At 73.8% G+C, this 20630-nt stretch carries 13 protein-coding genes; 2 read left to right on the top strand and 11 right to left on the bottom strand.

Annotation, left to right across the window (positions count from 1 at the left end):
- Positions 1–57: 57 nt before the first annotated feature.
- Entirely contained in the window at positions 58–2391 is a 2334-nt protein-coding gene (locus ABT381_RS18305; protein WP_351594900.1) for an ATP-dependent DNA helicase UvrD2, read from the bottom strand.
- Positions 2392–2520: 129 nt separating this feature from the next.
- On the opposite strand from ABT381_RS18305, the gene ABT381_RS18310 reads away from it, so the two are divergent.
- On the top strand, positions 2521–2778 hold the full coding sequence (locus ABT381_RS18310) for a glutaredoxin domain-containing protein (protein WP_351594903.1): 258 nt from the start codon (positions 2521–2523) through the stop codon (positions 2776–2778).
- A gap of 84 nt (positions 2779–2862) precedes the next feature.
- Here the strand turns inward: ABT381_RS18310 and nudC are convergent, their stop codons facing one another.
- From nudC to ABT381_RS18335, 5 genes are all read right to left on the bottom strand, one after another.
- Complete coding sequence (nudC, locus tag ABT381_RS18315) at positions 2863–3798, bottom strand: NAD(+) diphosphatase (RefSeq protein ID WP_351594906.1); 936 nt, start codon at positions 3796–3798, stop codon at positions 2863–2865.
- A 91-nt stretch (positions 3799–3889) separates the two neighbouring features.
- Positions 3890–5290, bottom strand: a complete 1401-nt coding sequence (locus ABT381_RS18320) for a dipeptidase (protein ID WP_351594909.1) — start codon at positions 5288–5290, stop codon at positions 3890–3892.
- 10 nt (positions 5291–5300) lie between these two features.
- A complete protein-coding gene (locus ABT381_RS18325; RefSeq protein WP_351594912.1) occupies positions 5301–8819 on the bottom strand; it encodes an ATP-dependent helicase in 3519 nt (1172 codons plus the stop codon).
- Positions 8820–8901: 82 nt separating this feature from the next.
- Positions 8902–12603 carry an ATP-dependent helicase gene (locus ABT381_RS18330; RefSeq protein ID WP_467754557.1) on the bottom strand — a complete coding sequence of 1234 codons (3702 nt, stop codon included), beginning with the start codon at positions 12601–12603 and terminating at the stop codon, positions 8902–8904.
- 278 nt (positions 12604–12881) lie between these two features.
- On the bottom strand, positions 12882–13280 hold the full coding sequence (locus ABT381_RS18335; RefSeq protein WP_467754556.1) for an MGMT family protein: 399 nt from the start codon (positions 13278–13280) through the stop codon (positions 12882–12884).
- 173 nt (positions 13281–13453) lie between these two features.
- Between ABT381_RS18335 and ABT381_RS18340 the strand changes: the two genes are divergently transcribed.
- Positions 13454–16456: a lysylphosphatidylglycerol synthase transmembrane domain-containing protein gene (locus tag ABT381_RS18340; protein ID WP_467754555.1), complete on the top strand. Its 3003-nt coding sequence runs from the start codon at positions 13454–13456 to the stop codon at positions 16454–16456.
- A gap of 68 nt (positions 16457–16524) precedes the next feature.
- On the opposite strand, the gene ABT381_RS18345 is transcribed toward ABT381_RS18340, so the two are convergent.
- From ABT381_RS18345 to ABT381_RS18365, 5 genes are all read right to left on the bottom strand, one after another.
- Positions 16525–17178 (bottom strand): hypothetical protein, encoded by a 654-nt coding sequence (locus tag ABT381_RS18345; protein WP_351594920.1) that lies wholly within the window; start codon positions 17176–17178, stop codon positions 16525–16527.
- A gap of 137 nt (positions 17179–17315) precedes the next feature.
- A complete protein-coding gene (moeZ, locus tag ABT381_RS18350) occupies positions 17316–18494 on the bottom strand; it encodes an adenylyltransferase/sulfurtransferase MoeZ (protein ID WP_351594922.1) in 1179 nt (392 codons plus the stop codon).
- Between the two features lie 63 nt (positions 18495–18557).
- Positions 18558–19376 carry a spherulation-specific family 4 protein gene (locus ABT381_RS18355; protein WP_351594925.1) on the bottom strand — a complete coding sequence of 273 codons (819 nt, stop codon included), beginning with the start codon at positions 19374–19376 and terminating at the stop codon, positions 18558–18560.
- The gene (locus ABT381_RS18360) at positions 19364–20344 is read right to left on the bottom strand and encodes an NAD-dependent epimerase/dehydratase family protein (RefSeq protein WP_351594928.1); all 981 of its coding nucleotides are present in this window, start codon (positions 20342–20344) and stop codon (positions 19364–19366) included. The genes ABT381_RS18355 and ABT381_RS18360 overlap by 13 nt, the downstream gene beginning before the upstream one ends.
- Positions 20341–20487, bottom strand: a complete 147-nt coding sequence (locus tag ABT381_RS18365) for a hypothetical protein (RefSeq protein WP_157849007.1) — start codon at positions 20485–20487, stop codon at positions 20341–20343. The genes ABT381_RS18360 and ABT381_RS18365 overlap by 4 nt, the downstream gene beginning before the upstream one ends.
- Positions 20488–20630 lie beyond the last annotated feature (143 nt).

Here is a 20630-nt window from a genome sequence, read left to right on the forward strand (position 1 = left end):
CGCAAACTATTTTTCCGACGACTTTTCCGCGTCGCAGGAACCGTTCCCCGGAAGCCTTCATTCCGTAGCGTCCTCGTCACCTCCGGCCCGGTCCGTCGCGAGTTCTCCACCGGGGAGTTCCTCTCCCGCGCACAGGGCCAGGACGTCGGCGCCGAATCTGCCGAGCTTGCGCCTTACTACTCCAGGGATGCTCGCCAGCTCCTGTTCGGTTCCCGGAACCGCCTCGGCTATCGCCATGAGTGTCTTGTCGGTGAAGACGCAGAATGCCGGCTGCCCCAACGCCTCGGCCTGCGCCGCGCGCCAGTCCCGCAGCCGCTCGTACAGCCCCTCGTCGAGGTCGGAGGGGCAGTCCTCGCAGCGCATCAGCTTCATCTCGCCGCCGTCGCTGAGCACCCGGCCGCACACCCGGCAGCGGATCGGCCCGCGGCGCTTGCGGGGGACCGCGTCCCGCTCCTCGCCGCGGCCGGCCGCTCCGCCGGCGCCGCGCTCGATACCGCCGGCGCCACCGGGCGACCGCTGTCCGGCGGCCCCGGAGCCCGGTCGCAGCCCTTTCAGGAACCGGCTGGGACTCCGGTGGGCCCGGCCGCCGGGAGACCGCGAGAGAGCCCACGAGAGGCTCAGGTGGCGCCGGGCGCGCGTGATGCCGACGTACAGCAGGCGGCGCTCCTCCTCCTGCTGCTCGTCCGTCTTGGCGTACGTGATCGGGAGCATGCCGTCGGTGAGGCCGACCAGGAAGACCGCATCCCACTCCAGGCCCTTGGCGGCGTGCAGCGAGGCGAGCGTCACACCGTCGACGGTCGGGGCGTGCTGGGCATTGGCCCGCTCGTCGAGCTCGGCGACCAGGTCGGCGAGGGTGGCCCCGGAGCGGGCCCGCGCGAAGTCCTCGGCGAGCCGGACCAGGGCGGCCAGCGACTCCCAGCGGTCCCGCACGGCGCCGGAGCCGGCCGGCGGCCGGTCGCCCCAGCCCATCTCGCTGAGCACGGCCCGGACCTCGGAGGGCAGGTCCATGGCGTCGTCCAGCAGGGCGTCGTTCCCACCGAAGCGGGCGGCGGCGCGCAGCTTGTGCCCGGCCTCGCGGACCTCCGGACGCTCGAAGAACCGCTCGGCCCCGCGCAGCTGGTACGGCACGCCCGCGTCGGCCAGCGCCTGTTCGTACACCTCGGACTGGGCGTTGATGCGGAACAGGACGGCTATTTCGCCCGCGGGCACGCCGGAGGCGATGAGGTCCCTGATGCGGCGGGCGGTGCCCTCCGCCTCGGCGGGCTCGTCGCCGTACTCGGTGTGCACCGGCTCCGGGCCCGCCTCGCGCTGGGAGATCAGCTCCAGGCGGTGCTCGGCGGCGCGGCCGCGGGCCTGGGCGAGGAGGCCGTTGGCGAGGTGGACGATCTGGGGGCTGGAGCGATAGTCGCGGACCAGCTTCACGACGGTCGCGCCGGGGTGGCGGGTGCGGAAGTTCAGCAGGTGATCGGGGGTGGCGCCGGTGAAGCTGTAGATCGTCTGGCTGGCGTCGCCGACCACGCAGAGACTGTCGCGGTCGCCGAGCCACAGCTCCAGGAGGCGCTGCTGGAGCGGGCTCACGTCCTGATACTCGTCGACGACGAAGTGCTGGTACTGGGCGCGGACCTGCTCGGCGATGTCCGGGCGCTCCTGAAGCACGCCGACCGTGAGCAGCAGCACGTCCTCGAAGTCGATGACGCCGCGGTCCCGCTTGAGGTCCTCGTAGGTGCGGTAGATCTGGGCGATCTCGGCGGGGTCGCGGGGGGCCTCGCGGGTCGTCTTGGCCACGGCGGCGGGATAGTCGGCCGGCACGGTCTGGGTGACCTTGGACCACTCGATCTCGCCCGTGACGTCGCGCAGCTCCGTGCGGTCCAGGCGGATGCCGGAGCGGGCCCCGGCCTCGGCGACCAGCTGGACCTTGCGGTCCAGCAGCCGGGGGACCTCGCCGCCGACGGCCTTGGGCCAGAAGTACTGGAGCTGGCGCAGCGCGGCGGAGTGGAACGTACGGGCCTGGACGCCGCCGGCGCCGAGCTGGCGCAGCCGGCCGCGCATCTCGCCCGCCGCACGCGCGGTGAACGTGACGGCCAGGACGGTGCTCGGCTGGAGGATGCCCGCGCGGACGCCGTAGGCGATGCGGTGGGTGATCGCGCGGGTCTTGCCCGTGCCCGCACCGGCCAGCACGCAGACGGGGCCGTGCAGCGCGGTGGCGACCTCGCGCTGCTCGGGGTCGAGCCCTTCCAGCACCGCGTCGGCGTCCGCCGGGGCGACGGGGAAGTTCGTCGCCTGCGGTGCCTGCGGGAAGAGGGTGGGATCCGTTGCTGCTGTCACCCCGCCATGCTGCCAGGTCCACGGCGGCAGCCGAGAATGTTGTCCACAGCCGGGCTCGGCGGTCATACGAATACGCGCGCCCCGTAGGCGGCCGGGAATGGCCGGGAGTGGTCGCGCGTTGAACCGTTCCGGCCGCGGCAGATGCCGCGGTCCCCAGCAGCGCACAGCTGACCAGCACAAAGGAGTACGGGACTCATGGCGGGCACTGTCACGATGTACAGCACCACGTGGTGCGGTTACTGCCGTCGGCTCAAGGGCCAGATGGACCGCGAGGGCATCGCGTACACCGAGGTCAACATCGAGCACGACCCGGAGTCGGCGAAGTACGTGGAGACCGTGAACGGCGGCAACCAGCTCGTGCCGACGGTCGTCGTGGTTCCCGAGAGCGGCGGCGAGCAGCACGCCATGGGCAACCCGCCGCTCGCGTGGATCAAGGAGAAGCTCGCCGCCTGACGCTCGCGCGGCGCGCATGCTGTGAGGCCGGACACGTGAGGGCCGGAACCCGACGGTTCCGGCCCTCACGCATGTCCGCGGCCGCTACGGCTTCGGCAGCGGCTTGCCGTACCAGAGCTCGATCAGGCGGGCCGCGATGGAGATGCCGTACGGCGGCAGCACCTCGCCCGATTCGAACGCCTCGCGCAGGTCCTCGCGGGAGAACCAGCGGGCCTCCTCGATCTCCTCGCCGTCCACCTGGATCTCGGGCGAGGTGGCGCGGGCCATGAAGCCGAGCATCAGGCTGGAGGGGAAGGGCCAGGGCTGGCTGGCGACGTACTCGACGTCCCCGACGACCACGCCGGCCTCTTCGTAGACCTCGCGCCGCACCGACTGCTCGATGGACTCGCCGGGCTCGACGAAGCCGGCGAGCGTGGAGAACCGGCCCTCGGGCCAGTGCACCTGGCGGCCGAGCAGCGCGCGGTCCTCCTCGTCGGTCACGAGCATGATCACGGCCGGGTCGGTACGCGGGTAGTGCTCGGCCCCGCAGGCCTGGCAGCGGCGGATGTGGCCGGCGGCCGCGATGACCGTGCGCTCGCCGCAGCGCGAGCAGAAGCGGTGCAGCCGCTGCCAGTTCTCCAGGGCGACGGCGTGCACGAGCAGCCCGGCGTCGCGCTCGGACAGCAGCAGGCCGGCCTCGCGCAGCCCGGCCGGGCGCGCGGACTGGTCCATGCGCCCCGGCAGCGAGTCCTTCTGCAGCGCGAAGTACCGGACGCCGTCCTCGTCCTGGCCCAGGTAGTAACGGTGGGTCTCGGTCATCGGCGCCTCGAAGGAGGGCGTCATGACCAGTTCGGTGCGGCCGTCCGGGGTGTCGTCCACCAGCGCCTGGCCGCCCGAGACCACGAAGACGCGCGTCGTCGGGTGGCTCCACGCCGCGGCGAGCCATGCCTCGTCGAGTCGGTGATGCGCGCTGCGGTCGATGCCACTGTCGGCGCTGAAGGTGATGGGCCGGTGTGCGTCGTGATCGATCCGGGTGGTCACTGGTGTTTCCAACTCCCCCTATGCGAGAGGTGCGGGCTGCGTACGGATATGGGGCGGCGGCACTACGAGGGGCCCGACCGCGGAGAACGGGTCATGCCGGGCGCCAGTTCTCCGCCAGGTCGCCCCACAGATACGCCGCGGTCTCGACGCCCTTCATGAGCAGGTCCAGCTCGACCTTCTCGTTGGGCGCGTGCCAGCCGTCGGACGGGACGGAGATGCCCAGGAAGAGCACCGGGGCGCCGAGCGCGTCCTGGAGGTCGGCGGCGGGCCCCGAGCCGCCCTCCCGGGTGAAGCGGACCTGCTGTCCGAAGGCCCGGCCCATCGCGCGGGCGACCGACTGCAGGGCGGGGTGGTCCAGTGGGGTCAGACAGGGCCGGGTGGCGCCCCAGAAGGTGATGTCGTGCCGGATGCCGGCCGGCAGCCGCTCGGCGACCCAGGCACGCACGGCCTTCTGGACGGCGTCCGCGTCCTGGCCCACGACCAGCCGGAACGACAGCTTCAGCTGGGCGGAGGACGGGACGATGGTCTTGCCGCCGGGGCCTTGGTAGCCGCCGCCGATGCCGTTGACCTCGGCGGTGGGGCGGGCCCAGATGCGCTCCAGTACCGAGTAGCCCGCCTCGCCGAGGGCCGCGTGCGAGTGCGCCGTGCGCAGCCACGCGTCCTCGTCGAAGGGCAGCTCGGCGAAGAGCTCCCGCTCCCGCTCCGTGAGCTCGATCACGCCGTCGTAGAAGCCGGGGATCGCGACCCTGCGGTCCGCGTCGTGCAGCGCGGCGGCCAGCCGGGCCGCCTCGGTCGCCGGGTTCGGCACGGCGCCCCCGAAGGAACCGGAGTGGATGTCCTGGTCGGGGCCGTACAGGTCGATCTGGCAGTCGGTGAGGCCGCGCATCCCCGTGCACACCGTCGGGGTGTCCTTCGCCCACATGCCGGTGTCGGAGACGATCACCGCGTCGCACGCGAGGCGGTGCGCGTGCTTCGTGATCAGCGCGGGGAAGTTCGGCGAGCCGGACTCCTCCTCGCCCTCGATGAGCAGCTTGAGGTTGACGGCGGGGGCGGTGCGGCCGGTCGCTTCGAGGTGCGCCCGCACCCCGAGGGTGTGGAAGAACACCTGGCCCTTGTCGTCGGCGGCACCGCGCGCGTACAGCTTGCCGTCGGCGGTGTGCGGCTCGAAGGGCTCCGTGTGCCAGCCGTCCTCACGGGCGGCGGGCTGCACGTCGTGGTGGCCGTAGACCAGCACGGTCGGGGCCTCCGGGTCGCCGGACGGCCACTCGGCGAACACCGCGGGCAGGCCCTCGGTCTCCCAGACCTCGGCGGTCGGGAAGCCGGTCTCGGTGAGCTTCGCGGCGAGCCATTCGGCGCTGCGGCGTACATCGGGGGCGTGGCTGGGGTCGGCCGACACGGAGGGGATGCGCAGCCAGGCGCCGAGGTCGTCGAGGAAGGCGTCACGTCGGCTGCTGATGTACGTGCGGACAGCGCTGTCCGGGGTGCTGCTCATACCCCTGAGCCTATCGGCCCGTGTGGGTCGCACGGTCGTCGGTCTCACCTCCGTGACCGGCTGGGGACGCCCGGTCGCCGTCGTACGCCTCCGCCGCGCCGTCCGGCGCCTCGCCGAGCAGGATGCGTTCCAGCTCGCGGCGGCCCGGGAGGCGGTCGGGGCGCACGACCTCACCGCTGCGTACGTACACGAAGGCGGCGCGCACGGCGGACAGCGGAACGCCGCGCTGCTCGGCCCACCCGAGGCGGTACAGGGCCAGCTGGAGCGGGTCGGCGTCCTGGCCGCGGCCGGTCTTCCAGTCGACGATCTCGTAGGTGGGGCCTGCATAGCCGTCCGCCGCCTCCGGATCGGGGTCCTGGCGGTAAACGGCGTCGATGCGGCCGCGGATGAGCCGGCCCGCGAGGGTGAGCTGGACCGGCGCCTCCACTCGGTGCGGGGTGCGCCGCGCATACGGGGTGCGCGCGAACGCCTCCTTGAGGACGGCGAGGTCCCGCTCGTCGGCGATGCCGTCCTCGTACGGCTCGTCGTCGGCCGCGCCGGGCAGCTCCTCGGGGCCGAGCATCGGCAGCGTCAGCTCCTCGAAGCGGGACTCGACCCAGGCGTGGAAGCGGGTGCCGCGGCGCGCGGCGGGCTGCGGGGGGCGCGGCATCGGGCGGGCCAGCTCCCGCGCGAAGCCGTCCGGGTCGGCGGCCAGCCGCATCAGCTGCGAGGCGCTGAGCGAGACCGGCAGCGGCACGTCCTGGACGCGCGCCCTGGACCTGCGCAGCTCGCCCGCCAGCGCGTCGAGGTCCCGGTCCCAGGAAGCGATCGCCCGCCGCTCCTCGGGGACGAGCGTGGTCGCCGCGTCGGCCGCGTCGCCGTCCCGGGCCGCGGGGACGGTGGGGGCGGCTCCACCGGAGTACTCGGGAGAGCCCGGGTGCGCGGGGTCGGGCGCGGGCGCGGGGACCTCGGCCTCGGGGGCCCCGATTCCTTCGGAGGCGGCGTCGGCGGGGGCGCCCGCTTCGAGGTGCCGCAGGCGCTCCAGTACCGCTTCCGCCGCTCCCCGGCGCCGGGCCATCGCCTTCGGGTCCAGCGGGAGTGGCCACTCCCCCGTGCCGTCGTCGGCAGCCGCCACGAGGGCCGGGTTCTCCGCGTCCTCCTCGGGGGGATCGGCCCACTCCTCGACCTCGCCGTGGCCCGCCTCGCAGTGCGCGCGCAGCGCTTCCAGGAAGTCCGACGGGCCGCGCGGCTTCTTCTGGTCGGGGCCCCACCAGTGGCCGGAGCCGAGCAGCAGGGAGCGGGGGCGGGTGAACGTGACGTACCCGAGGCGCAGCTCTTCGGTGGACTGGTGGTCCTTCATCGCCTCCTTGAACGCCTTCATGCCGCGGCTGTCCCACTGCTGCACGTCGGGCAGGGTGTCGGCGTCGCCGCGCAGGCCGTGCGGCAGCACCTTGGCCTGGCTGGTCCAGGACTCGCGGGACCGGCTGCTGGGGAACTGCTTGTCGACCAGCCCGGGGACCGCGACCACGTCCCACTCCAGGCCCTTGGACTTGTGCGCGGTCAGGACCTTGACGGTGTTCTCGCCGCCCGGGAGGGAGCTGTCCAGGCCCTTTTCGTGCTGCACGGCCGTGCGGAGGAAGCCGAGGAAGGCGAGCAGCGTGGCCTCGCCGTCCAGGGCCGCGAAGCCGGCGGCGACGTCGAGGAAGGAGCTCAGGGTCTCGCGGCGGCGGGCGGCCAAGGCGTGCGGCGAGGCGGACAGCTCGACGTCGAGCCCCGTAGTGGCCAGGACGCGGTGCAGGACGTCCATCAGGGGGTCGCCGAGGGAGCGGCGCAGGTCGCGCAGTTCGGCGGCGAGGTGGGCGAAGCGGACCCTGGCGTCGGCCGAGAAGGGCAGCCCGGCTCCCGGCCCGTCGCCCTCGTGAGAAGCGCCGTCCGTCCCGAGGAACGTGTCCAGCGCGTCGGCGAGGGAGATCACCTCGGCGGGGTCGGTGCCCTCGACGGCTTCGACGAGGCGCCGCTCGGGGTCGTCGGAGGGCCCTTCGTGGTGCACGAGCGTACGGGCCAGGCGGCCGAGCAGGGCGAGGTCCCGGGGGCCGACGCGCCAGCGCGGCCCGATCAGGAGGCGGACCAGGGCGGCGTTGGCGGTGGGGTCCTGGAGGACCTCGCAGACGGCGACCAGATCGGCGACCTCGGGGAGGTGCAGCAGCCCGGAGAGGCCGACGACCTCCACCGGGATGTCGCGCGCGACCAGCTCGCCCTGGATACGCGCGAAATCGCCGGCCGTACGGCACAGGACGGCGATCTCGCCGGGCGGCGTGCCCGTACGGACGAGGTGCGCGAGGGAGTCGGCGAGCCAGCGCATCTCGTCGGCGTGGGTGGGCAGCAGGGCGCAGCGCACGATGCCGTCGCGCTCCGCGCCGGGTGCCGGGCGCAGCGCCTCGACGCCTTCGTGGCGCTCGCGCAGCGGGGCGGCCAGGCCGTTGGCGAGGTCCAGGAGGCGGCCGCCGCTGCGGCGGTTCTCGCTGAGCGCGAAGCGGCGCGCCGGGCTGCCGTCGGCGAACGGGAAGTGCCGGGGGAAGTCGTCGAGGTTGGCCACGGAGGCGCCGCGCCAGCCGTAGATGGCCTGGCAGGGGTCGCCGACAGCGGTGACGGCGTGCCCTGTACCCCCGCCGAAGAGCCCGGAGAGCAGCAGGCGCTGGGCGACCGAGGTGTCCTGATACTCGTCCAGGAGGACGACGGCGAACTCCTCGCGCAGCAGGCCGCCCACTTCGGCGCGTGTGGTGGCGAGCGTGGCGGAGAGGGCGATCTGGTCGCCGAAGTCGAGGAGGTCGCGGCGGCGCTTCTCGCTTCGGTACGCGCCGACCAGGTCGAGCAGCTCCAGGCGGCCGCGCACCGCCTCGGGGACCTGGCGCAGCTCGGCGTTGCTGAGCTTGGCGGCGTCCAGCTCGGCCAGCAGCCGGGTGTCGTGCGCGCGCAGCTCCTCGGGGGTGACGAGGTGCTCGGCGAGCTCGCCGTCGAGGGCGAGGAGGTCCTCGACGAGGGTGGGCAGCGAGGTGGTGAGCGCGGGATACGGGCCCGGCGCCGCGCGCAGCACCCGGGCGGCGAGCTGGAAGCGGGTGGCGTCGGCGAGCAGCCGGGCGCTGGGCTCGACACCGATGCGCAGGCCGTGGTCCTTCAGGAGCTGCCCGGCGAAGGCGTGGTACGTGGAGATGCGCGGCTCTCCGGGGGCGTCGTCGGCGCCGCCCCGGCCGGCCGGCACCGGATCGGGGTCGGTCACGCCGGCCGCGAGCAGGGCCGTGCGGACCCGCTCGGCCAGCTCGCCCGCCGCCTTGTTCGTGAACGTCAGGCCGAGGACCTGCTCGGGGGCCACCTGCCCCGTGCCCACCAGCCACACCACCCGGGCGGCCATGACCGTCGTCTTGCCGGAGCCGGCGCCGGCCACGATCACCTGCGGGGCGGGCGGCGCGGTGATGCAGGCCGTCTGCTCCGGGGTGAACGGGATGCCCAGCAGCTCTTTGAGCTGTTCGGGGTCGGTGATGCGTGCGGACACGTCCGAGACGGTAACGGGCGGCACTGACAACGGAGGAAAAGGGCCGGTCAGAGCCTGTAAAGGACTCGGGTGGCGCGAATCGTCACTCGACGACGTGCTGCCCCTCGGGCCGCGCCGAGCAGGAGCTCTTGAACGCGCAGTGGGCGCAGTGCTTGCCGGTCGAGGGGACGAAGCGCTCCTCCAGGACCCGCCCGGCGGCGGTGGCCAGCAGGTCGCCCACCCAGTCGCCGTCTAGGGGCTGCTGGGCCTGCACCACGGGGAGCGCGTCGCCGCCGTCCTTCTTGGGGGCGCCCTGGCGCAGGTGTACGAGCTCGGCACCGCCCGCTTCCGGAGTGCGCCCCTCGAAGACCTCGTCGACCGCGCCTTCGCGCACCGCGAGCTGGTACACGGCGAGCTGCGGGTGCCGGGCCACCTCGGGCGCTGTCGGCTTGCTCTTGCCCGTCTTGAAGTCCACGACGTACGCACGGCCGTCCGCGTCGGCCTCGACGCGGTCCATGCTGCCGCGGATGCGGACCGCGTACTCGCCCGCCGCACCGGCCTCGAGCGTCACGTCGAAGCCGTGCTCGGTTGCCACCGTGGTGCGGCCGAGCGCCTCGCGCTCCATCACGTGCCAGCGCAGGAAGCGCTCCAGGGCGGCGCGCGCGCTGTCCTTCTCCTGGCGCGACTTCCACGGCGCATCGAAGGCGAGCGCGTCCCATACGGAGTCCAGCCGCTCCATCAGGACGGCGAGGTCGGCGGGCGTGCGCCCGGCGGCGACCTCGTCGGCCAGCACGTGGATCACGTTGCCGAAGCCCTGCGCGGCGGTCGCGGGCGCGTCCGCCCTGACCTCCCGGCCCAGGAACCACTGGAGCGCGCAGGCGTTCGCGAGCTGGTCGAGCGCGCTGCCCGAGAGCGCCACGGGGGTGTCGCGGTCGCGCAGCGGTACGGAGCTGTGCGTCGGCTCGTACAGGCCCCACCAGCGGTACGGGTGCGCGGCGGGCACCAGGGGGCGGCCCTCGTCGTCCCGGAGTGCGGCCAGCCTGGCGAGCCGCTCGACGGCGGCCGCGCGCAGCGCTTCGGAGGCGCCGGGGTCGACGGTCGTGGCGCGCAGCTCGGCGACGAGCGCGGCCACCGAGAGCGGGCGGCGCGGGCGCCCGGTGACGTCCACCGGGTCGACGCCGAGCTCGGTGAGGAAGCGGGAGGGCTGGTCGCCGTCGTCGGCCGCGGCCTTCACGGCGGTGACGACCAGGCGCTCGCGGGCTCGGGTCGCCGCCACATAGAACAGCCGGCGTTCCTCGGCGAGCAGCGCGCCCGGGGTGAGCGGTTCGGCGAGGCCGTCCCGGCCGATCCGGTCGGCCTCCAGGAGGGAGCCGCGGCGGCGCAGGTCGGGCCAGAGCCCTTCCTGTACGCCGGCGACCACCACGAGGCGCCACTCCAGGCCCTTCGAGCGGTGCGCCGTCATCAGGCGGACCGCGTCGGGCCGTACGGTGCGGCGGGTCAGCGTGTCCGCCGCGATGTCCTGGTTGTCCAGCTCCTCCAGGAAGTTCAGGGCGCCGCGGCCGCCGGTGCGCTCCTCGGCGCGGGCCGCGGTCTCGAAGAGCGCGACGACGGCGTCCAGGTCGCGGTCGGCGTTGCGGCCCGCCGCGCCGCCGCGCCGGGCGGTCCGCTCCAGCCGCCCCGGCCACGGCGTGCCGTCCCACAGCTCCCACAGCGCCTGCTCGGCGGTGCCGCCGCCGGCGAGCAGCTCGCGCGCCTTGCGCAGCAGCAGGCCGAGCCGCTGGGCGCCTCGCGCGTACCCCGGGTCGTGCGCCACGAGGCGCTCCGGCTCGTCCAGCGCCTCGGCGATCAGCACGTCCGAGGGGCGCGGCACGGTCCGTCCCGCGGCCCGCTCCTCCTCCCGGAGCGCGCGTCCGAGCCGCCGCAGGTCGGCGGCGTCCATCCCGCCGAGTGGGGACGTCAGCAGCTCCATGGCCACTTCGGGCGCGATGCGCGTGGCCTCCGCGGGCGCCGCCGCGGCGCCGTCCGGTTCCCCCTCCGGCGCCTCCGCAGCCCCGTCGGGCGCCCCGGCGGCCTCCTCGCCGCCCTCCGGCTCCGCCAACGGCTCCCCGCCACTCTCCGGCGCCTCCAGCGGCTCCAGCGGCTCCAGCGGCCCTTCATGCCCCTCCGGCCCGCCGGCCGACTCCCCGTACGGCTCCCCGCCCGGCAGCTCGTCCCCGTCCAGTAGCTGGTCCCGGACCGGCAGCCCGTCCCCATCCGGTACCACCTCCCCGTCCGCCCCCGGCGCGTCCGTCGCCGCCACCCGCAGGGCCAGCAGCAGCGGTGCGACCGCGGGCTCGTGGCGCAGCGGGAGGTCGTCACCGTCGATGTCCAGGGGGACGCCGGCGGAGGTGAGGGCACGGCGTACGGACGGGATCGAACGGCCGCCGGCGCGTACGAGGACGGCCATGTCCTGCCAGGGGACGCCGTCCTCCAGATGGGCCCGGCGCAGGATGTCGGCGATGTTGTCCAGCTCGGCGCCGGCCGTGGGGTACGTGTACGCCTCGACCCGCCCGCCGTCCCGTACGGGCGTCGGCTCGCGGTGCTCCCGGACCTGACGGGCGGGCAGCCGGTTGAGCGGCATCCGGCGGGCGAGCACCCGGGTGGCGGCGACCAGCGCGGCCCCGGAGCGCCGCGCGGTGCGCAGCACCTGTACGGGCGCCGGCGCGCCGTCCGCGCGCCGGAAGGTCTCCGGGAAGTCGAGGATGCCGTTGATGTCGGCGCCGCGGAAGGCGTAGATCGACTGGTCGGGGTCGCCGAAGGCGATCAGGGTGCGGCCGCCGCGGCCCTCTTCGGGGCGCGCGGGCCCGCGGTTCCCGGCCAGCGCCTGCAACAGCCTGACCTGCGCGGCGTCGGTGTCCTGGTACTCGTCGACGAACACCGCGTCGTAGCGGCGCGCCAGCTCGGCCGCCACCTCGGGACGCTCGGCGAGCAGCACCGCGCGGTGCACCAGCTCGGCGTAGTCCAGCACTCCCTGGGCGTCCAGCACGTCGAGGTACTCGGCGAGGAAGCCCGCGGCCGCGCCCCAGTCGGGCCGTCCCGTGCGGCGCGCGAAGTCGCCCAGCGCGTCCGGGCCGAGCCCTAGCTCCCGGCTGCGCGCGAGCACGGCGCGCACCTCGTCGGCAAAGCCGCGGGTGGTCAGGCACGCCCGCAGCTCGTCCGGCCAGCCGACCGGCGCGCGGTGCTCACGGGCCAGCTCGGCCTGGCCGGCCAGCAGCTCGCGGACCACGAGGTCCTGCTCGGGACCGGAGAGCAGGCGCAGCGGGTCGGCGAAGAGGTCGGCGTCCTGATGGGCGCGGACCAGGGCGTAACAGAAGGAGTGGAAGGTGGTGGCCTGCGGGCTGCCCGCCCGGCGCACGGGCTCGTGCGCCCGCGCCCCGTTCTCGCCACGCGCCCCGTTCCCCTCGTCGGTCTCTCCGTCCGCCCCGGGCCCCGCCGCATGGCTCAGCCGTGCCGCCATCCGGTCGCGCAGCTCCACGGCGGCCTTGCGGCTGAAGGTGAGGACGAGGATCCGCTCGGGGTCGGTGCCTTCCCGCACCCGCCGGGTGACCGCCTCGACGAGCGTCGTGGTCTTGCCCGTACCGGGGCCGGCGAGCACGAGCAGCGGGCCGTCCTCGTGGTCAACCACGACGCGCTGGCGTGCGTCCAAGGCAGGAGGGCGCACCGCGTCCGGCCGGGTGCGCACGAGGCGGTACGCGCCGGGGGCATCCCGCCGCGCCGGCTGCGGATGCTGCCGGGCCTGCGGAATCGCCGAGGGGGAGGAACTCACGTGGATCGCCTGTGCCGGGGTCTGAGGTGCGGTTGCGGTGGTACTGGGGGCCTGGTGTGCCGATGCGGTGGAGACGGGGAGCCGGTGGGTGATGCCGAACGTCCCGTCTGCGGTGATGCTGGTGTGACGAAGTAAGGCTGTCGATGCGTGTGGTGTGGGAGTGCGGGATGGTTCGGGTGCTGATGTCCGCCGCGAGGGCTGCGCCCGACGCTACGCCAGGTGGCGCACGAGCCGCAGCGCGTCCCAGTACCGCGTGCCGGAAACCGCCTGCCGCCCCCTCAGTCGTGCGTGGCCCGTTCCGGCCCTTCCCGGCCGTCCCAGCGCGCCCGCCGCATGTCCACGCGCGGCATCGCCCGCTCCCCCGGTGCGCCCTCCGTACGCCGCGCCTCACGCAGCGGCGTGCCCTCGGCCCGGTACTGCTGCAGCGCGTGCCGCTCCTTGCCGGGCAGCAGCACGCCGTCCGCGCGCACCACGCGCCACCACGGCACGGCGCCGCCGTACAGCGACATCACCCGGCCCACCTGCCGCGGACCGCCCTCGTCCAGGTACTCGGCGACGTCCCCGTACGTCATCACGCGGCCCGGCGGAATCCGCTCGGCGACCCCCAGCACGAGGTCCGCGTACTCCGGGAGCTCGCCGTCAGGGGCGTCACTCCCACGCTCTTCGGTCCCACTCATTCGCCCCATCCTGCCGCACGCCACCGACAACGCGCCGCGTTCCCCGCCACGGCGGTGGCGTCACGTGCACGGCGGGCCGCCGCCGCGTACGCTGCGCATCCCGCGCCCCCGAAATGCACCCTGATGCCCCCCTCCGCACCGGGGCCGTGCCACCATCTTCCGGGCGGTGACTGGTGATACGAGATCAAGAAGAGAAGGCCGAGCAGGGTCAGGGCGCGGCGCCTCCGGAGGAGGCGGGCGCCCCTGAGGCGTTGGCCGGATCCGACCGCACCACCGACGATCACCGCTCCACGGACACCGACGGCACGACCACGAGGAAGCCGGAGCAGCCGGACCAGCCGGAGAGAGAACCGGGACAGCCGCTACAACGGGGAAGGGCTTCCACCACCGACATGGCACGTACGACCGAACAGGCCGGGCGGACCGACGCGCCCGAAGGGGCGGGATCGGCCGCCGGCCGCACCCCTAAGGACGAGCGTCCGCCACCGGGCGCGTCGCGCGACGACGCCCCGGGGCAGGACGCCGACAGACCCGGTGCCGACCGGCCGCGCCCCGTGAAGGCGCCCCGTACGGACCGCGCCGACCGCAGCGCCGCCGAAGGCGTCGGCAGCGAGTTCCACGTGGACCACATCTCCGGCGACGAGCCGCTGCTGCCCGCACGCGTGCACCGCCCCTTCGACCTGATGCGCTTCCTGCTCGGTGTGGTGGGGATCGGACTGGTCCTGGCGCTGGCGACGTTCGCGCACGGCACCACGCAGGGTCTGGAGAACGACATCGGCAAGGGCGCGGGACAGGCGCCCCAGCTGCTGATCACCTTCGCCGGGCTGACCGCGAGCATCGCCGTACTGATCGTTCCGGTCGCCTTCGCGATCGAACGGCTGATCAAACGGGACGGGCTGCGGATCGCGGACGGCGTGCTCGCGGCCGTGCTCGCCCACGGGGTGTCGCTCGCGACGGACCTGTGGGTGGCCGAGGCCGCTCCGGAGTCGATCCGGGACGCGCTCACCCAGCCGCTCGCCAACGGGGCGATCACCGCCCCCGTGCACAGCTACCTGGCGCCGGTCATCGCCTACATGACGGCCGTCGGCATGTCCCGTAGGCCGCGCTGGCGCGTGGCCATGTGGTGCGTGCTGCTCCTGGACGCCTTCGCGGTGCTGGTCGGCCGGTACACCACGCCGTTCGCCATCGTCACAACCGTGCTGATCGGCTACACGGTCGCCTTCGGCACGCTGTACGCGGTCGGCTCCCCGAACGTCCGGCCCACCGGCCAGAACCTCCTCGCGGGCCTGCGCCGGGTCGGCTTCCGCCCGGTCAGCGCGCTGCGCGCGGAGGACACCGCGTATCCGGAGCACTCCGACCGCGGCCGCCGGTACATCGTCACCCTGGAGGACGGCCCGCCCATCGACGTCACCGTCGTGGACCGCGAGCAGCAGGCGCAGGGCTTCTTCTACCGCGTGTGGCGGCGGCTGTCGCTGCGCGGCATCAACCAGCGCCGCAGCCTGCAGTCGCTGCGCCAGGCGCTGGAGCAGGAGGCGCTGCTTGCGTACGCGGCGATCGCCGCCGGCGCGAACGCGCCCCGGCTGATCGCCACCTCCGAGCTGGGCCCGGACGCCGTGATGCTCGTGTACGAGCACATCGGGGGCCGCACCCTGGACGCGCTCGCGGACGACGAGATCACCGACGAGCTGATGCACAACGCCTGGGAGCAGGTCGACGCGCTGCAGTCGCGGCGCATCGCGCACCGGCGGCTGGTCGGTGACGCGCTCCTGGTGGATCGTTCCGGCATGGTCGTCCTCACGGATCTGCGCGGCGGTGAGATCGCCGCGAGCGACCTGGTGCTGCGGATGGACGTCGCCCAGCTGCTGACCACGCTCGGCCTGCGCGTCGGCGCCGAGCGCAGCGTGCAGGTGGCGGTGGAGGTGCTCGGCCCGGACGCGGTGGCGGACAGCCTGCCGCTGCTGCAGCCGATCGCGCTCAGCAGGACTACCCGGGCGACTCTGCGCCACCTGGCGAGGGAACGGGCCAAGCGGGAGCGCGAGGCGGTGCTGGCAGCCTCGCAGGCCGCCAAGGCGGCCAAGGCGGAGGAGGGCCGCACCGACCGCAAGACGCTGCGGGCCGAGAAGAACGCCGAGAAGCGGGCGCTGGACGAGGCGATGGAGGAGGCCCGCGAGGAGGACCTGCTCACCCAGATCCGCCGCCAGGTGCTGCTGATCCGCCCGACCGCGCCGGTGGAGCCGGCCAAGCTGGAGCGGATCAGCCCGCGCACGCTGGTCAGCTGGATCGCGGGCGCATTCGCCGCGTACTTCCTGCTCTCGCAGCTCACGCACGTGAAGTTCAACCAGGTGATCGGGGAGGCGAACTGGGGCTGGGTGGCGGCCGCGATGTTCTTCTCCGCGCTGACCTACATCGCGGCGGCGCTCAGCCTGCTCGGCTTCGTCCCCGAGAAGGTCGGCTTCGTGCGGACGGTCATCGCGCAGATCGCGGGCAACTTCGTGAAGCTGGTCGCGCCGGCCGCGGTCGGCGGCGTGGCGCTCAACGCCCGCTTCCTGCAGCGGGCCGGCATCCGGCCCGGCCTCGCGGTGGCGAGCGTCGGCGCGTCCCAGCTGTTCGGCCTCGGCAGCCACATCCTGCTGCTGCTGACCTTCGGCTACCTGACCGGCACCGAGCGCACGCCCTCGCTCTCGCCCTCCCGTACGGTCATCGCGGGGCTGCTGACGGCGGCGGTGCTGGCCCTGGTCGTCACGGCGATCCCGGCGCTGCGCAAGTTCGTGGTCACACGGGTGCGGTCGCTGTTCGCGGGCGTCGTGCCGCGCATGCTGGACGTACTGCAGCGGCCGAAGAAGCTGGTCGCCGGCATCGGCGGGATGCTGCTGCTGACGGCGGCGAACGTGATGTGCCTGGACGCCTCGATCCGCGCCTTCGGGGGCAGCGACCAGATCTCGTACGCGAGCATCGCCGTCGTCTTCCTCGCGGGCAACGCGCTGGGGTCGGCGGCCCCCACGCCGGGCGGCGTCGGCGCCGTCGAGCTGGCCCTGACCGGTCTGCTGACCGCGGCGGGGCTGGGCAGTGACACGGCCCTGTCGGCGGTGCTGCTGTTCCGGCTGATGACGTTCTGGCTGCCGGTCCTGCCGGGCTGGCTGTCGTTCACATTCCTGACGCGCAAGGGAGCCCTGTAAGGGGCCGTTGCACAGTGATGTTCCGGGGCGCACGGCACGAGCCGCGCGCCCCGGGGACGCCAGGAGCGTCAGTCGTCCCAGAACGGCCGGGCCCGGGCCGCGGCCGCCGCGATCTCCGCGCCGTCCAGCGGCGTAAAGCTGAGCTCCACGCCCAGCAGCGGCCACTCCACCGCCAGTTCGAAGAGCTGCGGCGGCGGCAGCGGCCAGAGCCAGAGCGCGTACTCGCTGTTGATGTGCTCGCCGGAGCTGCCGCCGCCCTCCTCGTTCAGGGTCAGCACTGGCAGCTTCGGGTGCGGTCCGGGCCACTCGTCCTCGTGCTCGTGTTCGTCGACGGTGGTGACCACGCCGCCGTCCGCGAAGCGCACACCGAAGCGCAGCAGCTCGTCCGGATGCCGGCCCTCCGCTGCCGCCGCCTCCGCCGAGGCGATCTGCCACGGATCGTCGCTGAACCCCCACATGCCGCGGGAGACGTGCGCCCAGTCCTCGCGGCTCATGCCGGGACGGCGCCGGGCGCGCATACGGAGCCGGATCTCCACGCCGTCCTCATAGGCGACGGCCTGGGTCGCGACGATCGCCAGGTGGTCGTTGCGGGCCAGCACCCGCTCCAGGGGCACGATGCCGCCGATGACGTCCTCGGGCGCGCTCTCCCAGGGCACCCGCGCGAACACCGGTTCGTCGCCGGGCTCTTCGTCCCTCGGCCGGGGCGGCGGAAAGAAGTCCATACGGCAACGGTACGGCCGGGCCGTCCGGCGGCGGTACCGGTTTTGCCGCGCGCCCCGGGGCCTGGCGTCCGACATGCGGAAGGCCCGTCCGTATCGCGGACGGGCCTTCCTGCAAGCGCTGTGTGCGGCGCGGGCGGTCAGTAGATCGGCTTCTCCGGCTCGATCTGGTTGACCCAGCCGATGACGCCGCCGCCGACGTGCACCGCGTCCGAGAAGCCCGCGGACTTCAGGACCGCGAGGACCTCGGCGGAGCGGACGCCCGTCTTGCAGTGCAGGACGATCTTCTTGTCCTGCGGCAGGTCCTGGAGGGCGTTGCCCATCAGGAACTCGTTCTTCGGGATCAGCTTGGCGCCGGGGATCGAGACGATCTCGTACTCGTTCGGCTCGCGCACGTCGATGATCTCGATCTTCTCGTCGCCGTCGATCATCTCCTTGAGCTGCTTCGGAGTGATCGTCGCGCCCATCGCCGCTTCCTGGGCCTCGTCCGACACGACGCCGCAGAAGGCCTCGTAGTCGATGAGCTCGGTGACGGTGGGGTTCGGGCCGCAGACCGCGCAGTTCGGGTCCTTACGGACCTTGACCTGGCGGTACGTCATCTCCAGCGCGTCGTAGATCATCAGACGGCCGACCAGCGGGTCACCGATGCCGGCGAGCAGCTTGATGGCCTCGTTGACCTGGATGGAGCCGATCGAGGCGCACAGCACACCGAGGACGCCGCCCTCGGCGCAGGAGGGCACCATGCCGGGCGGCGGGGGCTCCGGGTACAGGCAGCGGTAGCAGGGGCCGTGCTCGGACCAGAACACCGACGCCTGGCCGTCGAAGCGGTAGATCGAACCCCACACGTACGGCTTGTTCAGCAGCACGCAGGCGTCGTTGACCAGGTAACGGGTGGCGAAGTTGTCCGTACCGTCGACGATCAGGTCGTACTCGGCGAAGAGCTCCATGACGTTGGAGGAGTCGAGGCGCTCTTTGTGGAGGTTGACCGTGACGTACGGGTTGATGCCGAGGACGGTGTCCTTGGCGGACTCGGCCTTGGACCGGCCGATGTCCGCCTGGCTGTGGATGATCTGGCGCTGCAGGTTCGACTCGTCGACCTCGTCGAACTCCACGATGCCGAGCGTGCCCACGCCCGCCGCGGCCAGGTACATCAGCGCGGGCGAGCCCAGGCCGCCGGCGCCGACACACAGCACCTTGGCGTTCTTCAGCCGCTTCTGCCCGTCCATCCCCACATCCGGGATGATCAGGTGGCGGGAGTACCTGCGGACCTCATCGACGGTGAGCTCCGAAGCGGGCTCGACCAGGGGTGGCAGCGACACGGGGACTCCGTTGGTCGGTAATTCATTACGGTTGTTCTCTCCGTAACACTGCCACGCCCTTCTTCATTCCGAGACACCCGGTCCGATGCGCGAGACGAATTCGTCCCAGTAGCCGGGCAGTGTTTCCCAGGCGTCTCCTGTGCCCCGGTCCCGGTGGTCGGTGAAGAAGACGGTGCCGGCGCCCTGCCACCGGGCGATGCGCAGCGCCTCCTCCAGATGCGGCCGCGGCACGCCGTGCACGAGGTGGCAGAAGCGCTCCGCGGGGTGGTCCGCCGTCCACTCCGCCACCTGTGACCAGCGGTACTCCGTCCACGGACCGGCGAAGGTGATCAGCTGGTCGGCGATCTCCGCGTACCCGGCACAGGGATGCGTGCCGTGCCGGAACACCAGGTACGCGTCGTCCCTCAGGGCGCGCAGTGTCGTGGCGATCCGGCGGGTCTCGGCGAGGTCTGTCCGCTCTGTGGGACAGCGGTCCAGAACGAAGCCGTCCACGCCGTACCAGTCGAGGTACCGGTGCGCCTCGGACACCAGCTCGCCGAAGCCCCGGGAGCCGTGTGCGGCGTCCAGGTGGCCGAGCAGCCGGGTGCCCGGGCGCTGACCGGCCGCGTACCGTCCCGGGCCCGCAGCGGCCTCCCGCAGCCGCGCCGCGGCGGCCAGGCAGTGCGGGTCGGGCCGGGAGCCGGGGCCGTCGGCGACGTTCAGCACCGCCCAGTGCAGCGGCCCGCCGCCGGACGGATGCGGGCCCTCCTGGGCCAGCCGGTGCAGCTCGCCCCATTCGGCCGGGGCGAGCAGCGGATGCGCGTAACCGGGCACCCCGACCCCGAACGGACCGGCGCCGAGCGCCGCGTCCAGGGCCGGCGTCGGAGCGGTCAGATGCGACATGCGGCCTCCATCCAGATGTCCGCGAGCGATTCCTCCAGTCCGATGCGCGGGCGCCAGCCGAGCCGGTCGCGGGCGGTACGGACATCGGCCTGCTGCCAGCTGCCGCAGCCGTCCGGGTACGGGTAGGCGGGTAGGCCGCCACCGGGGTGCTCGCCGGCCGGGCCCGGGATGGCGACCCGGCCGGGCGCGTGGCCGCCCGGCGCGTACCCGGGCGGCGCGTCCAGTTCGTGCAGCGCACCGCCGAACCCGGCGACTCTGGCGAGCACGGCGGCGGCCTCACGCAGTCGTACGGCTTTGCCGGTACCGATGTTCACCACCCCTTGGGCGGCGGACAGCGAGGCGGCGTGCACGGCGCGCGCCACGTCGCGTACGTCCACGAAGTCGCGCTGCACGCCGAGCCCGCCGAGCTTCAGTTCGCCCTCGCCGGACTGGAGGGCGCGGCGCATCGCCTCCGCGAGCCGGCCCAGCGGGGATCCGGCCGGCGTGCCGGGGCCGACCGGCGAGAAGATCCGCAGGACCACCGCGTCCAGGCCGGAGCCCAGCACCAGCTCGGTCGCGGCGAGCTTGCTGACGCCGTACGGGCCTCCGGGGCGCGGCACGGCGTCCTCGGCGGTGGACGAGCCGGGCTGCGAGGGCCCGTACTCGGAAGCGCAGCCCAGGTGCACCAGGCGGGCGCCGCAGCCGCTGCGGCGCAGCGACTCGCAGATCGTGGCGACCGCGACGGTGTTGTGCCGGGTCAGGTCGCGGGCGCCGCCGCGGGTCGCGCCCGCGCAGTTGATCACGACGCCCGGGTGCACCGCGTCCAGGAACCGGGTCAGCGCGCCGGGGCTGCCCGAGGCCAGGTCGAAGCGGACGTCCGCGTCGTCGCCGCGGCCGAGCGCGGTGAGCTGGACGGCGGGATCGGCGAGCAGCCGGTCGGCGACGTGCCGGCCGAGGTACCCGTTGGCACCGACGAGCAGAACCCTCATCGCGCGGCCCCCAGTTCTCGGACGGCCGGAACGACCGGCAGCACCGGAACGGCCGGAGCGGCGGCGGCCTGCTCCCGTACGGCCGGTTCACGTACGAGCGGCTCTCGTACGAGCGGTTCTCGTACGGCGTGGTGGACGGTCATGTGCGAGGGCTCCTCAGAGGGGTCGAAAAGGGTCGAGGGGGTACGGGGCGGGGGGTGACGAGTGGGGGCCGCGCGGGGCGTTACGGAGCGGCGGCCGCCGGCGGGCCGGGCGGCGGAGCGTCGGCGGGGCCCGGCCGGAGCGT

Source organism: Streptomyces sp. NPDC000151 (assembly GCF_040301705.1).
Lineage (GTDB): Bacteria > Actinomycetota > Actinomycetes > Streptomycetales > Streptomycetaceae > Streptomyces.